Annotated in this window: 17 protein-coding genes; 2 read left to right on the top strand and 15 right to left on the bottom strand. The window is 62.0% G+C overall.

The genetic code is table 11. The features are described 5' to 3' along the window. Positions 1–52 precede the first annotated feature (52 nt). Entirely contained in the window at positions 53–703 is a 651-nt protein-coding gene (erdR, locus tag ACODSK_RS05600) for a response regulator transcription factor ErdR (protein WP_489014475.1), read from the bottom strand. 77 nt (positions 704–780) lie between these two features. Next, positions 781–1491: a tRNA-uridine aminocarboxypropyltransferase gene (locus tag ACODSK_RS05595; protein ID WP_489014474.1), complete on the bottom strand. Its 711-nt coding sequence runs from the start codon at positions 1489–1491 to the stop codon at positions 781–783. Positions 1492–1706: 215 nt separating this feature from the next. Between ACODSK_RS05595 and ACODSK_RS05590 the strand changes: the two genes are divergently transcribed. Further along, complete coding sequence (locus ACODSK_RS05590; protein WP_489014472.1) at positions 1707–2126, top strand: quorum-sensing-regulated virulence factor family protein; 420 nt, start codon at positions 1707–1709, stop codon at positions 2124–2126. Positions 2127–2135: 9 nt separating this feature from the next. Here ACODSK_RS05590 and ACODSK_RS05585 read toward each other — a convergent pair whose 3' ends face one another. Then, complete coding sequence (locus tag ACODSK_RS05585) at positions 2136–2336, bottom strand: hypothetical protein (RefSeq protein WP_489014470.1); 201 nt, start codon at positions 2334–2336, stop codon at positions 2136–2138. Between the two features lie 303 nt (positions 2337–2639). Between ACODSK_RS05585 and ACODSK_RS05580 the strand changes: the two genes are divergently transcribed. Then, positions 2640–3761 (top strand): LOG family protein, encoded by a 1122-nt coding sequence (locus tag ACODSK_RS05580; RefSeq protein WP_489014467.1) that lies wholly within the window; start codon positions 2640–2642, stop codon positions 3759–3761. Between the two features lie 6 nt (positions 3762–3767). Here the strand turns inward: ACODSK_RS05580 and recX are convergent, their stop codons facing one another. The 12 genes from recX to ACODSK_RS05520 all read right to left on the bottom strand — a co-directional run bounded on the left by recX (position 3768) and on the right by ACODSK_RS05520 (position 14027). Further along, the gene (recX, locus tag ACODSK_RS05575) at positions 3768–4235 is read right to left on the bottom strand and encodes a recombination regulator RecX (RefSeq protein ID WP_489014465.1); all 468 of its coding nucleotides are present in this window, start codon (positions 4233–4235) and stop codon (positions 3768–3770) included. Positions 4236–4240: 5 nt separating this feature from the next. Beyond that, the gene (gene recA / locus ACODSK_RS05570) at positions 4241–5308 is read right to left on the bottom strand and encodes a recombinase RecA (RefSeq protein ID WP_489014463.1); all 1068 of its coding nucleotides are present in this window, start codon (positions 5306–5308) and stop codon (positions 4241–4243) included. A 104-nt stretch (positions 5309–5412) separates the two neighbouring features. After that, positions 5413–5895, bottom strand: a complete 483-nt coding sequence (locus tag ACODSK_RS05565; protein WP_489014461.1) for a CinA family protein — start codon at positions 5893–5895, stop codon at positions 5413–5415. Positions 5896–5933: 38 nt separating this feature from the next. Continuing rightward, the gene (locus ACODSK_RS05560; RefSeq protein ID WP_489014459.1) at positions 5934–6431 is read right to left on the bottom strand and encodes a lysis system i-spanin subunit Rz; all 498 of its coding nucleotides are present in this window, start codon (positions 6429–6431) and stop codon (positions 5934–5936) included. Continuing rightward, complete coding sequence (locus ACODSK_RS05555; protein WP_489014457.1) at positions 6428–6979, bottom strand: glycoside hydrolase family 19 protein; 552 nt, start codon at positions 6977–6979, stop codon at positions 6428–6430. The genes ACODSK_RS05560 and ACODSK_RS05555 overlap by 4 nt, the downstream gene beginning before the upstream one ends. Further along, positions 6976–8031 carry a phage late control D family protein gene (locus ACODSK_RS05550; RefSeq protein ID WP_489014455.1) on the bottom strand — a complete coding sequence of 352 codons (1056 nt, stop codon included), beginning with the start codon at positions 8029–8031 and terminating at the stop codon, positions 6976–6978. The genes ACODSK_RS05555 and ACODSK_RS05550 overlap by 4 nt, the downstream gene beginning before the upstream one ends. Positions 8032–8089: 58 nt before the next feature. Next, a complete protein-coding gene (locus ACODSK_RS05545) occupies positions 8090–8296 on the bottom strand; it encodes a tail protein X (RefSeq protein ID WP_489014453.1) in 207 nt (68 codons plus the stop codon). Beyond that, a complete protein-coding gene (locus ACODSK_RS05540; protein ID WP_489014451.1) occupies positions 8271–9116 on the bottom strand; it encodes a phage tail protein in 846 nt (281 codons plus the stop codon). Before ACODSK_RS05540 ends, ACODSK_RS05545 begins: the two co-directional genes overlap by 26 nt. A 9-nt stretch (positions 9117–9125) precedes the next feature. Then, on the bottom strand, positions 9126–11882 hold the full coding sequence (locus ACODSK_RS05535) for a phage tail tape measure protein (protein WP_489014449.1): 2757 nt from the start codon (positions 11880–11882) through the stop codon (positions 9126–9128). Between the two features lie 139 nt (positions 11883–12021). Further along, complete coding sequence (locus ACODSK_RS05530; protein ID WP_489014447.1) at positions 12022–12321, bottom strand: phage tail assembly protein; 300 nt, start codon at positions 12319–12321, stop codon at positions 12022–12024. Between the two features lie 17 nt (positions 12322–12338). After that, positions 12339–12848 carry a phage major tail tube protein gene (locus ACODSK_RS05525; protein ID WP_489014445.1) on the bottom strand — a complete coding sequence of 170 codons (510 nt, stop codon included), beginning with the start codon at positions 12846–12848 and terminating at the stop codon, positions 12339–12341. Between the two features lie 12 nt (positions 12849–12860). Next, positions 12861–14027 carry a phage tail sheath subtilisin-like domain-containing protein gene (locus ACODSK_RS05520; RefSeq protein WP_489014443.1) on the bottom strand — a complete coding sequence of 389 codons (1167 nt, stop codon included), beginning with the start codon at positions 14025–14027 and terminating at the stop codon, positions 12861–12863. Positions 14028–14090: the final 63 nt, after the last annotated feature.

The raw sequence follows: 14090 nt of genomic DNA, 5'->3' as shown, positions 1-14090 counted from the left end.
AAGCGGTGCAGACTAGTGCACCGCGGGTCAAAAAACCGTGAAGGTCGGCAGATCAGCTGGAGGAAACGGATTCCAGCTGTTGCAGCAGCAAGGCGGCCTGGGTCCGGGTACGGACGCCCAGCTTGCGGAAGATCGCGGTCACGTGGGCCTTGATGGTCGCCTCGGAGACATTCAGCTCGTAGGCGATCTGCTTGTTCAGCAGGCCTTCGCACACCATGGTCAGTACGCGGAACTGCTGCGGCGTCAGACTGGCCAGGCCTTCGCTGGCGGCCTTGGCCTCAGCTGAGACATCGACCTTCTCGAAGGCCTGCGGCGGCCACCAGACTTCACCGTCGAGCACCTTGCGCACCGCATCCTGGATGTCTTCCAGCGGGCTGGATTTGGGAATGAAGCCACTGGCGCCGAATTCCCGGGACTTGACGACGATGGAAGCTTCTTCCTGGGCCGACACCATCACCACCGGGATCTGTGGATATTGCCCGCGCAGCAGCACCAGGCCGGAAAAACCGTAGGCCCCCGGCATGTTCAGGTCGAGCAGGACCAGGTCCCAGTCGGATTTCTCGGCGAGGCGGGTTTCCAGTTCGGCGATGCTGGCGACTTCCACCAGACGCACATCGGTCCCCAGCCCCAGGGTCACGGCCTGGCGCAGGGCGCTGCGAAACAGCGGGTGGTCATCGGCAATCAGGATTTCGTAGGTGGCCATCGATCTAATGATCCTGTTCTGTGCTGGATCCGGAAGTTTCATCATTATGAAGCAAAGTGCAACACTTGCCCCTTGGACTATAGGAAGGGCTTGAGGCGCTGATGGACGGCGTCATCGATATCCAGTGGCAACTGGAACTTGGCCCCCAGGTAGTGGGTGCTGAAGACATCGAGGTAGGCATCCAGCGCCTGTGCCGCGCTCTGGTCACCGGCCAGCTCCAGGCACATCGCCGCCACTTCCGCAGTGCAGAAGTGGTCGTCGCGCTTGGAGCGGCGCAAGCGGTAGCGGGAAATCTGCTCGGGCTCCAGGCTCAACACCGGGAAGCGGTCCAGATACGGACTCTTGCGGAACATCTTGCGCGCTTCGGTCCAGGTCGCATCCAGCAGGATGAACAGCGGACGCTTGCCCGACTGCGGACGCACCTCGGTGACGACCCGCGAAGGCTCGACGAACTCGCCGGGGAATACGATGTAAGGCTGCCACTGAGGTTGATCGAGCAAGGCCAGCAGTTGTTCGTCCACTACCGTGCGTTGCCAGCCGAAGGCACTGGTGTCGTCGATGATATCGGCGATCAACCAGCCAGTATTGGTCGGCTTGAGCGGCTCGGTATCGTGCATCAACAGGCACACTGCGGATTCAGCGGGCACCCGCGGACGCCAGGCGCATAGGCAATAGTCGAAGATCACCCGGCAGTCAGGGCAACGCGGGGCGCGTGAACCACGGGCGACAAAGGGTTTGACGCTACGGGCCAGGCGTTCGGCGCGCAGGCGCGAGACAGCATGGCTCATGAAGACATTCGGCGAGAAAGGGTAACGAAAGGCACTGCGGACACTCAGCGGGGCGAAGTCGGCGGCAGTTTACGGCACAACGCTTTACCGTGCAGGGAAATCTCCTACTCCACTATAATCGCGGACTTATTGATGGTTGCGACTGACTGCGCTCGTGACGGAACACGGCGTGCGGATGCGGGTCAAAGCGCCAGTTACCGAATCTGGAGAAGTAAATGCTGCGTTTCATCGCCCCTACCCTGAGCCTGCTGCTGGTCCTGCCGCTCGCCGCCAATGCCGCGTCCAAACAGGAATACGAACTGACCCAGATGCTGGAGAAAGTTGCCCGGGACAGCAGCGTCGGCACCCCGCGTGCGATCAACGAAGACATCCTTGACCAGGGCTACACCGTCAAGGGCCCTCAACTGATCAACCACCTCAGCGTTCGCGCCAGCCACGCCCAGCAGATGCGCGCCAACCCGGACAAGGTGCGTGACCAACTGGGTGCCAGCGTTTGCAGCAACAATGGCTATCGCCAGTTGATGGCACGCGGCGCAGTGATGACCTACCAGTTCACCGAGTACAAGACCAACCGCCCGGTCGCCGTAGAAAACTTCAACGCCCAGAGCTGCGGGATCAACGGCAAGAAGAAATAACCCGGAGTTCTACATCATCTGACTGCTTTCGCGCCGTTGCTCCTCATCGGCGCGCAACTCAGCGACCAGCGCCTGCAGATAGCGCGAGCGTCGCTCACCGCCCTCCAGCCGACGCAAGCATTCCTCTTCAATACTCAGGTTATTGGCCCGAGCCGCATTTTGCAGAAGTCGGAACAACTGGCTATCGACCTCAAGACTGACGAGTTGCATATGCAACCTCCCTGTGCAACGTACCGTTAAGGATCAGTTAAACAGAGCATCGGGGAAATTGGATCCGATCTGACGAGCGGCGCGCCAGAGCGTCCGAAAGCGAATAAAGCGACCATTTGTCATGACCGTATGCGCCTATGTCCAACGAAGCGCAAACGCACGGCAGGGTCTAGATTGATTACAAATACCTTTCATCTTCCGGACAGACAAAGGAGGCTGTCCGCGACCAATCCATGCCGCTACAACATCCCGAGAACGACAAAACGAAGGGATCAGGTTTTGCTGTAAAAAGGAGACGTTTGAATGCCTTATCTTTCCAACGAGCTGCTTGCCAGCCATTTCAAGAACCAGGGAATCGACCTCGATCACATTGACCGGCAACTGAGCCTGGTCGCCGCCAACAGCCCCAACCTGCCCCTGTACCGGGACATGATCCTCACCGTGTTGCGCATGGCCCATGACGACAGCAACCGCTGGAACGCCAAGATCACCTTGCAGGCACTGCGCGAACTCGATCACGCCTTCCGGGTGATGGAGCAGTACAAGGGGCGACGCAAAGTCACGGTATTCGGCTCGGCGCGTACGCCGGTCGAGCACCCCATGTACGCCCTTGCCCGGGAACTGGGCGCTACCCTTGCCCAATCCGGGCTGATGGTAATCACCGGTGCCGGCGGCGGCATCATGGCCGCCGCCCACGAAGGCGCCGGGGTCGACAACAGCCTGGGCTTCAACATCACCCTGCCCTTCGAACAACACGCCAACGCCACGGTGGACGGCACCGACAAGCTGCTGCCGTTCCACTTTTTCTTTATCCGCAAGCTGTTCTTCGTCAAGGAAGCCGATGCCCTGGTGCTCTGCCCTGGCGGGTTCGGCACGCTGGATGAGGCTCTCGAAGTACTGACCCTGATCCAGACCGGCAAGAGCCCGCTGGTCCCCGTGGTACTGCTGGATGCGCCGGGTGGCAGCTTCTGGCAGGACGCACTGGCGTTCATCAAGCGACAACTGGAAGAGAACCGCTACATTCTGCCCAGCGACCTGAAGCTGCTGCGCCTGGTCCACAGTGCCGACGAGGCCGTGGCGGAGATCAACCAGTTCTATGCCAACTACCACTCCAGCCGCTGGCTGAAGAATCAGTTCGTGATCCGCATGCAACACCCCTTGAGTGAAGCGGCGCTGCTGGATATGCAGGAATCCTTCGCCGACCTGCGCCTGAGCGGAGACTTCAGCCAGCACGCCTACTCAGGACCGGAACAGGACGAGGTCCGCTTCAGCCATCTGCATCGTCTGGTCTTTGCCTTCAATGGCCGCGACCAGGGCCGCCTGCGGGAGCTGGTGGACTTCATCAACCTGCCGGAAAATCGCGAAACGGCGCAACCACTCCCAGCAGCAGCGCAACGCACTCGGCAGCCCCTCAAGGTCACTTGAGAGCCGTCAATCGTCCAGGCTTCGGCCGCTCAACAAGCGGCCGACTCTCTCCATGGAAAAACCACGGTAGACCAGGAAGCGGGTCTGCTTGGCCCGCTCGCGCGGGTCGCCTGGCAGTTGTCCGGAAAACTTGCGCTGCCAGACATCCGCCAACTGCGCCTGCCAGTCGATATCGGCCTCTCGGAGCGCCTGCTCAACATCAGCACGCGGCAAGCCACGCTGGGTCAACTCTTCGCGAATACGCGACGGGCCATAGCCCGAGCGTGCACGGGAGCTGATGTAGCTTTCCAGATAACGGGACTCGCTCAGCAGCCCCTCGTCCGCCAGGCGGTCGAGTTCGTGCTCGATCATTTCAGGAGAGGCGCCGCGCTGACGCAACTTGCGCGTCAGCTCGGCTCGACCGTGCTCGCGGCGTGCGAGCAGGTCCATGGCTGTCCGCCTTACGGCGACGGGTGTGTCGAGTACAACGGACATGAGGGTCAGAAGTCGGCGTCAGCGTCGGCCAGGTCTTCCGCAGACTCGCTCTCGGCAGCAGCTTTGCCAGCAGCGTCGACGGCACTTGGATTCAGCAGTTTTTCGCGAATCTGCTTCTCGAGGGTTTCGGCGATTTCCGGGTTCTCGGCGAGGAACTTGGCCGAGTTGGCCTTGCCCTGACCGATCTTGCTGCCCTGGTAGCTGTACCAGGCGCCGGATTTTTCCAGCAGGCCATGCAGCACGCCCAGGTCGATGATCTCGCCGTTGCGGTAGATACCCTTGCCGTAGAGGATCTGGAACTCGGCCTGACGGAACGGAGGAGCGACCTTGTTCTTGACGATCTTGACGCGGGTTTCGCTACCGACCACCTCGTCGCCTTCCTTCACCGCGCCGGTACGGCGGATGTCCAGGCGAACCGAAGCGTAGAACTTCAGGGCGTTACCACCAGTGGTGGTTTCCGGGCTGCCGAACATCACGCCGATCTTCATGCGGATCTGGTTGATGAAGATGACCAGGCAGTTGGCGTTCTTGATATTGCCGGTGATCTTGCGCAGGGCCTGGGACATCAGGCGGGCTTGCAGGCCCACGTGCATGTCGCCCATTTCGCCTTCGATCTCGGCCTTCGGTACCAGGGCGGCTACGGAGTCGACGATGATCACGTCGACGGCGTTGGAGCGCACCAGCATGTCAGTGATTTCCAGGGCCTGTTCACCGGTGTCCGGCTGCGAGACCAGCAGGTCGTCGACGTTCACGCCCAGCTTGCCGGCGTACTCGGGATCCAGGGCGTGCTCGGCGTCGACGAAGGCGCAGGTAGCGCCGGCTTTCTGGGCCTGGGCGATCACCGACAGGGTCATGGTGGTTTTACCGGACGACTCAGGACCGTAGATTTCGACGATACGGCCTTTTGGCAGGCCGCCGATGCCGAGGGCGATGTCCAGGCCCAGGGAACCGGTGGAGATGGCCGGGATCGCCTGGCGCTCGTGGTCGCCCATGCGCATGACCGCGCCTTTACCGAATTGACGTTCGATCTGACCCAGGGCCGCAGCCAAGGCACGCTTCTTGTTGTCGTCCATTGAAGTCCTCACGTAATCGATAGGGCCTGACGGCCAGAAACAACTGTATAAGTAGCCAGTATTATTCCACAGGGAATTATTTCCGCCTACCCCCGATTCGTGAATTACTCCGCACCAAGCTGTAACAAGCCGTCTAGCGCGGCGATTACCGTTTGTCGGCGCACCGCATCGCGGTCACCGTCGAAGTGTCGGCGCTCGCTGGTGACGTGCTCGCCGTCGGCCCAGGCCAGCCATACGGTACCTACCGGCTTGGCCGGCGAACCACCGTCCGGCCCGGCAACGCCACTGACCGCCACGGCAAAGCGCGCTCCGCTGGCAGCCCGGGCACCACGGACCATGGCCTCGACCACCTCCTGGCTGACCGCACCGACCTGGCCGAACAATGCCTCCGGCACCTGCAACTGGCGGGTCTTCTGCGCATTGGAATAAGTAACGTAGCCGGCCTCGAACCAGGCCGAACTGCCGGGGATACGCGTGATCGCTTCGGCGATGCCGCCACCGGTGCAGGACTCGGCGGTGGTCACTTGGGCATTGAAACGGCGCAGATGTTCCCCCAGCCGGGTGGAAAGAACGGTGATCGGGTCCATGGCAGGCTCCTTGGAAAAACTGCCCTACCCTACACCACTCAGAACGCCAGTGCGCGCACGTAGGCCTGGCAGGCGCGCAATGCGATCAGTCCTTCGTCACCGTCGCCGGTGATGGCGACAATTCGTCGAGCATGCGCCGGGTCAAGTCGGGCTCGCGGGGGATCATGAACCACGCCGCCGGCGCCGGCGGCGGCAGGCACAGTGGTGCTGTCGGCGTCGCTGGCGAGGAGGACTGACAACCGCAGATCAGCAGTAGCCAGCCGGTCGCGCAGACGAGCCTGAGTCTGTTGGGCATCGCTAAGCTCCCGAGAATGAAGTTGGTCGGCGGACTGCACGCGCTGCTCCAGGGCCAGGCGCCGCTGCTGTTCTTCCTGCAACTGCGCAGCAGCGCCCTGCGCCAGTTGCAGGCGTTCGCGGTCATATTCACTTTCGCGCAGGGCCATTTCCCGCCCATGGCGCCACGCCTGGACCTGCCAGGTCAGCGCACAGGCCGCCAGTACCGCCAATACAACGGCGACCGCATTCACACGGCTCAACACAGCACCTCCCGCGCCCGGGCCCAGAGCTTGAGACGGTCCTCCAGGCCGTTGAGGCCGCCATTGATATGCCGGGTGATGCGGTTGAACTCGCCGCGATCAGCAAGCTGATTCAACCCGCGAGAATGCCAGAACCAGGCCGCCGATTCGGTGGCCCACTGGGGTTCTTCGAGCATCTGTGGCCGGGCCAGCAGGCGTTCGTCCTGGAACAGGGCAACGCTGCAGGCGCGATAGTTGTTGCGCCCGGTGATCTGGATCAGGCCACGGCCGCAATACAGCTGGCCATCGCCATCGGCCTCCGGCGTATTGCCCAGACGCAGGGCCAGGTTGCCGGTGTCGTAGCGAGCCAGGTATTGCTCGCCACCCAACTCCTTCACATAGCGCAGCTGCCCCGACTCATGACCGATCTGGGCGAGAAAGGCGGCCATCCGCCGCGGATTGTCGATGCCCCAGTGCGCCATGGCGGCATTCAGGGCCGGAACGAAAACGCCCGCTGAAGAGCGGGCGTTGGGGTAGATACGGAAGAGATCGGCTTCGGTCAGATTCATTTAGGCCCCTCGCTCTGCTCGGCCTTGAGCGGTTTGGTTTGTGTGGTTTTCCGGCTTTTCGCCGTGGACTTGCCCTGGTTAGTGCCGTTGCATTGCACGGTGGTATCCCAGCCAGAAGCAGTGAACGTCTGGGTCACGGTATCGATCAGGTAATCGCCATCGAGACCATCCTTGAAACCTTGCACCCGCAGCATGCGTTCGGCGAACAGGTCGGTACGCCCGGCCATCTCCAGGTAGACCGTGGCGGTGCTGCGCTTGAAAGCCTCCAGACGTGCCTTGGCTGCTTGCTCGGCGGCTGATCTGTTCGGATAGATGTGACGATCGACGAACACCGCCTCGATATCCTCCGGAGCGTTTTCATTGGACGCCTCTGCAGTATTCTGCTGTCCCGTCGCCTGATCCTGATGGCGGGTCTGCACCGCCTTGACCGTGCCCCTGTCCTGGAGGTGAAACTTCCAGCGCCGGACGTCGTGCATCCCTACGCTTACCACCCCAAGGTCCTTGCCACTGGCGCTCTTGCCGGCCTGCCGCGGCAGCACCAGCAGCGCTCCGTCGGCAATCTTGGCGGTACAGCCATACTGCACGGCGATGCGAGTAACAAAGTTGAAATCCGATTCATTGAGCTGATCGACCCGAGGAATGACCGTGGTGACCGGACACTGCGGCTGCCAGCCGTTGCGCGCGGCGATATCGCGAACGACCTGTTGCAGAGCGATGCTTTCCCAGCTTCCACTGCGAATGGTCTTTCCAGTACCGCGCATGTCCGCCGACTTGCCACGGATCGCCATGGTCGAGGGCGGGCCGGACAGGTCGATCTGGTCCACTGTGTAGCGTCCCAGCCGTGTCAGCTCCTGACCTGCATAACCCAGATAGACTTCCAGTTGCGCACCACGCGCAGGCAAGGCCAATGCACTGTCGCGATCATCGAGGCTGAGTTCGAAATCATCGGACTCCATCCCCGCCTTGTCGGTGGTACGCAACAACAGCACACGGTCGTTGATCAGCGCAGTGATGTCCTTGCCATCGGCAATGACGCGAAATACAGGCTGCATGTTCAGGCTCCAGAAAAAACAAACCCCGCACAAGGCGGGGTCTGATGCTGCGAATGACTCAATCCCACAGCATGACCGTGGCATCGGTCGCGGCGGACAACTGCGGCAGCCTGATCAGGACACCGGCGCGAAACGGTTGGGCCTCATCGGCCAGCCCCTGGTTGGCATCCAGAACCGCTTCGACACATCCGCGCAGATGCCCGTAGTAGTGCTGGCACAAGGTATCGAGCAGATCCCCCTCAGACGTTCTGCATATCGTCGCCATAGCTCACGAACTCCAATGTGAAGGCTTGCTGGCCCGGGATGCCGCCAGCCATGAGGTTGTCCTGGGTTTCGCTGACGCTGACCAGGCACCAGTTACCGAGAATCTCCCCGTAGCCGGTGCTGAGGCTCAGCGGTTGCAACTGCTGACCGATGCTGCGCAGGCGTTGCAACTGACCGAGCCCGCCCCTGAACGTGGGGAAGATAGCCCCTTCGAGGGTGATCTTGTCCTCGCCCATCGCGATCGCCTGCTGCGCCTTGCTGCGCGATAGACGATCCTGGCCGGCCCAGTTGAAGGCCTTGGTCCGCTTGAACTGGTTGAAGGCTGCGGTATCGAGGTTGAAGTAAAAGGCCTCTGCCCCGTTAGTCAGCGGCTGGAGAATCAACAGATGCGGGAACGGTTTGACCGCATCCTCCGCCGGGGTGGTCTGGGGTGCGAACGACCCGGTCGGCAGGATCGTCCCTAACGAGGGACTGATCTTGCCCGCAACCCGGTTGATCGCGGCAGCGGCCTTGCCCGCCTGTTCCGAAAAGCTTTCCAGACGGCTCTCGACCTCAGCGATCACGCTGACCGCCTGGTTGTACTTTACCGCAACCATCCCCACCGTCGACTGCGCCACCTCGATGGCGCGCATGGTGCGTTGCAGTTTTTTGCCAATTGCCTCGCCCACGAAGGGCAGGTTTTCCAGCTCGGTGGCTGCACCGGTGATATCGCTGACGGCGCCATTCAAGGGCCCCAGCATTTCATCGGCACTGCGCCGCCCGGCTTCGCCCGCCGCTACCAGCGAGCGCAGGCTGGATTGCATTGATTCCATGTAGGCCATGCCGTCTCCTCAAGCGATGTAGGTGGTCGCCGGGTTATCCCAGAGCGAACTGCCCTGGTTTGCCTTTGCGGCAAGATCACTGAACATTTGCTGGATAGCGGGTGCCAGCATGCGCACCAGGTCGTTGGGGTCGGTGATGTTGCCCTGTACCGTGATCGGGATGCTGGGGGAAAGGACAATGTTCTGCTGGACCGGACCGGAAGCCGTCGTGGGCAACGAACTGTTGCCCGGAAGCGGCGGCGACGCACCGGCCGACACGGCATCGAGTGGGTGGACAACCGATACCCGCTCCAACCCTGGCATGTCCGCCGCTTGCCCCTCGCGCCACGAGCGGGAAACTTCACCGACATGCCGATCGACCGGTGAACTCGAGTTGCTCGTCGCCGCGATCTGCGTCTGCGGTGAAGTGGATGGTTTCTCCTTGTCGCCACTGCCGCTCCAGAGTCTTCCCAGCCAGGCACCGAAGTCCGCCCCCGCGTCAGCACCAAGCGAGGCACCGACCATGCCGCCAATGGCTGCCCCCACACCAGGTATGGGGATAAGAACCTGTCCTATGGCTGCGCCGATGGCACCACCGGCCATCGAGCCACCCGCCGTTCCCGCCGCTGTTCCAAGCCCCTCGGCTCGCTCTTCGGGCGTGGTCGCATTGCGAACCACGTCCAGAGCCATCATGGCGCCATCGACCAGGCTCGCGCCCGGCAAACGCTTTAGCGCGCCCTTCATGGCGCCCATGGATAAAGAGGAACCGAAACCCGGCGAACTGACCGCTCGGCGGCCCCCCGAGAAACTCGAGCCTAAAAAATCGCCGAGAACCCCAGAACCGTAGATATCGTCATGCTGCGAAAAGCGCATGTTTTCGGAGTCGTCGCCTGCCCCGCCTCGCCGGCCTCGGTTTTTCACTTTCCCCTGGGCTCGTTTTTTATTGCCCGAGGAGCCCGCAAAACCCATGGCCGGCGAATCACCTGGAACTCCGGAGTTGTAGGCAAAATCCCGCGGCCCTACGCTGATCTCATGAATGTCATTGCCAAATATGTTCTGCTGGCCTTTCTTTTTCTTTGCCTTCTCTTTCCGACCTTGCTGCTGATTGCCCGACACGGTTGCCTTTTCAGGGGGCCGGACTGCATTCGTCTCCACCCCGGATCCCGTCGTGTTTTTTCTACCGCCGTAGCCATCGCCCGCATTGCCGACAGGCCGCCAGCGCAGATCGCCCATGTTCACCACACGCACGTCTACCGGCTGGCTGCGAGCGGCCAGGCTGCCACCCGCATTGCTCGCCGCGGCGGGCCCATCATTACTTGAACCTCCGAGCCCAAGGGCGTCGAGCGCAACCCTGGTCAGCGAAGCAGCGACAGAACCTCGACCTTGCCCGCCGGCACTCCCGGAGGACTGCTTGTACATGCCGCGCCCTACATCCAGGACGCCCTTGCCGATCCTGTAGGCACCAGCGGCTGCTCCCAACGCCGCTACACCCGCCGCAAGACCGGAAAGCACCAACACTACTGGCTGGCACTTGTTCATCAGATCCGTCACTGCCTGGGTGACGGTGGTGAAACCTTCTGCTGCCTTTCCAACGTAAGGCAGCAGAATCGCGCCATAGCTGCGCTTCAATTCCTCCAGGGAGTTGGAAGCGGCCTGCAACTGATAGCCAGGGTCCGCTCGACGCTGATCCATCTGGCTGTCGAGCGCACCACTGCCCTGTGCCGAGGCCTCCATGGCGGTGGCATAACCTTTGCGGGCCTGTTCCGAGCCCATTGCCTTTTCAAACTGACTGGCGTTTTCGACCACAGTGCCTGGTTTCAGTGTGGCAAGGGCACCTTTGATGTTCTCCACGCCCGCTGCCGCATCGATCCCCCCGGCCGCTTGGGCCTGGGTCATCGCGCCGAGCTGCTGGGCGGCATAACCGCCTTTCAGCCCCTTTGCAGTCATCTCCGGCAACAACTTGGTGACCGACCGGGTCATCTCGGCGATCCGCAGTTCACCCGCAGCTGCTTGCGCGGCATAGCCACCGAGCACCGACTCCATCTTGGCGCCCGAGTCGACATCCGACTTTGACAAGGCTACGGCCAGTTGCACCGCCTCCTTCTGATCCACCCCCTGACTGACCGAGAACTTCGCCACCGACGGCGCCAGTTCCAGGGCCTTGTCCAGCTTGAGCCCCTGTTGAACCAACTGACCAATCAGACCTACTGCGCCAGCGGCATCCATTCCCGTGTCGCGCGAAATCTCGCTGGCTTTGCCAGAGACCAGCGCCTTCGCCGCAGCCCTCTCCTCCAACCCACGAACACCGGCGTTGCCGACGACCTCTCCGACCTTGTTGTCGAACGTGGCTGCCGTTTGCACCGGTTTCATCATGCTGGTGATCACGGTCCTGGATTTACCGAGCAGTTGCTTGCCCTCGGCAATCGATTGCAGGCCCTTCCTTTGCTGCTCGATGCCTTCGATCACTCGACCGAGGGATTCATAGGTCTCGGTCAGACGCGAGACATCCACCTGCTGGTCGCGGAGATTCTTCCTGACCTTGTCCAACCGTATCTGCAGATCGGCAGCGGCGTCGGAGCCCTTGTCCCCCACCGCCCCGAGTTGCTGTTCGAGGTCCGTGGCCTCCTTGATGGTGGTGCGCAGCACCGTGGTTCGATTACCTTGCTGCTCCAATTGCTTGAGGCGGTTCTCGATCGTGTTGAGAATCGTGCCAAAGGCAGTGCCCACCGTACTGACCACTGCACTGCCGACTACAACTGTTGCCGTCCCTCCCAGTTCGCTCGCCATATCGTCCTCCCTGCGCGCAAACCCGGCTCACTCTGTGAGCCACCAGACCATGTCGCAGTACGACATGGTCATGATCTCGGCGGCAGAGAAGTTCAGCTCTTTCGCGAGCCGCTTCGCTGCCGCCTTTTGCCTTGAGGGATCAAAGCTCGTCGTCTTGCACCAGACGAAAATAGCCCGTCTGCAGGCGGCTATAGTCCTTCAGGGTGAGGCCCTCAAGATCCTTGACACCGACTTCGGCGAGGGAGGCGAACAGGTTCATCTCCCGGATCTCGTCGTCGGCGCCACCCGATTGCGCGGCACGCAGGTCGCGCACGGTCGGCGCGCGTAGCGACAGGCTGTCGACCTGCACGCCGTTGGCCTCGGTGGCACGGCTGAGCCTGACCACAACACGGTCGGCACTGACGGTCAACCAGGCGGGTACTTTCGTTGCTTGCGTCATACGAGCTTGTCCTTGTTTCAGAGACCGAGGGCGGTACGTTGGGCAGCGAGCTGGTCAACACCGTTGATGACCCGTTTCATGCCCAGCGGGTCGATTTCGTACATCAGCCGGCCATCGATCTCGAGCTTGTAGTAGGTCAGGGAAACGGTGTGCTTGACCGAGCTTTCACTCGGGGTCTTCCATTCGCCCATTTCGACGACGGTCAGTGCCCCGCGCAGGGTGACGACGACCGGGGTGATCGCGCCTTTCAGGCCCTTGAATGCACCGCGGAAGGTGCCGTTGAACGCCGAGTTGTCGGCCAGGCCGAAGAACTTCAGCGACTCCGGGCGAACACCGGCAGTGGCGAACTCGGCGGAGAGCTTTTCCATGCCCTGGTCGATATCGACCGGAGTGTCCATGCCACCGAAGCGTTGCTCGGCGAGTTTCAGCGACAGTTTGGGCAGGGTCAGGCTACTGACATTGCCCTGGAAGCTGACGCCATCGACGAACAGGTTCAGGTTGGCCAGGGTTTGCGGAATCATTGCCATGTGTATTGCTCCTTAAGCGGCTTGGTCGAGGACTTCGGTCAACCACTGGTTGGTGACCTCGACGCGGAAGTTGGGGTTTTCTGCAGGTGGGACGTCGGTGAAGCGGATGTTCCAGTACACCTTGCCCTGCTCCAGCTGGCTGGCGGTGTTGAGCTCCGGGTCGGCATAGACCTCGAAGTTGATGATCGCGCCCTGGGCCTTCAGGTCGCGCATGAAGGCTTCCAGGCCTTCGGTCACGTCCTTGACGTAGGTCGCGGTGATCGAGCGGTCCACCGCCCACTTGTGCCCGTAGAGGATCGCGTCCATGACGATGTCCATGGTCCGCACGCGGGTGACGAAAGCCCACTTCGCATCGCTGGACAGGGTGCGGTTGCCCCACAGGCGGAAGCCGTCATCACGGATGATGGTGGTGATGTTGGCGTTGTTCAGCAGGTTGGCGCGGCAGGTCTCGTCGCCATCGAGGAACTCCACGGCACGGGTGGTGCCGGTGATGCCGACGAACTCCTTGTTCGACGGCGAGGCCCAGAAGCCGTACTCGTTGTCGGTCCAGGCGAACAGACCGGCGACCCAGGCCGAAGCCGGCGCATCGACGGTGGCGTCGGCACTGGTGTCCCAGTACTTCACGCCCGGGTCGACCATGAACGCGCGCTTGGCACCGAAGTTTTCCGCGTAGGCCAGGGCGGCCTCGTCGGTGGTGCCCGGACCGTCGATGATGGCCAGGCCGCGCAGCTTGTCGGCCAGGGCGACCAGGGCGGTGCCCACCGCCTGGGTGGCGCTGTGTTTCGGGGTCACCAGCAGGCGCGGCTGGGCGTTGAAACGGCTCTTGCCGTCGAGCAGCGCCTGCAGGCCGGTACGCTTGCCGTCGGCTTCGACGCCACCGATGATCGCCGAGGTCTGCTCGGCGGCGTCGGTGAGCTTGGCCACGCCGCAAGCGACGATGACCGCCTTGGCCCGGGCATAGATGGCCTGGCAGGCCTTGGTGATGGCGGCATCGGCGCCGAATGCGGCGATGGCTTCACGCTCGCTGGTGATCAGCACCAGGTCGTTGGCCTTGGCCGTGGCGGTCGGGCCTTCGGTGAAGGTATCGACCAGGCCGATGATGGACGAAGACGGCAACGCGATGCTGCGAGCACCGGTGTCGACGTTGGTGACGGTAACGCCGTGGAAGAATCCACTCATTGGTATTTCTCCAGATGTGAGAAGGCCCCGTCGTTGCGGGGCCTTCGAGAGTGATCATGGTTA

It is taken from the genome of Pseudomonas sp. FG98 (assembly GCF_057808595.1).
This window is presented reverse-complemented; position numbering and strand designations above follow the sequence as displayed.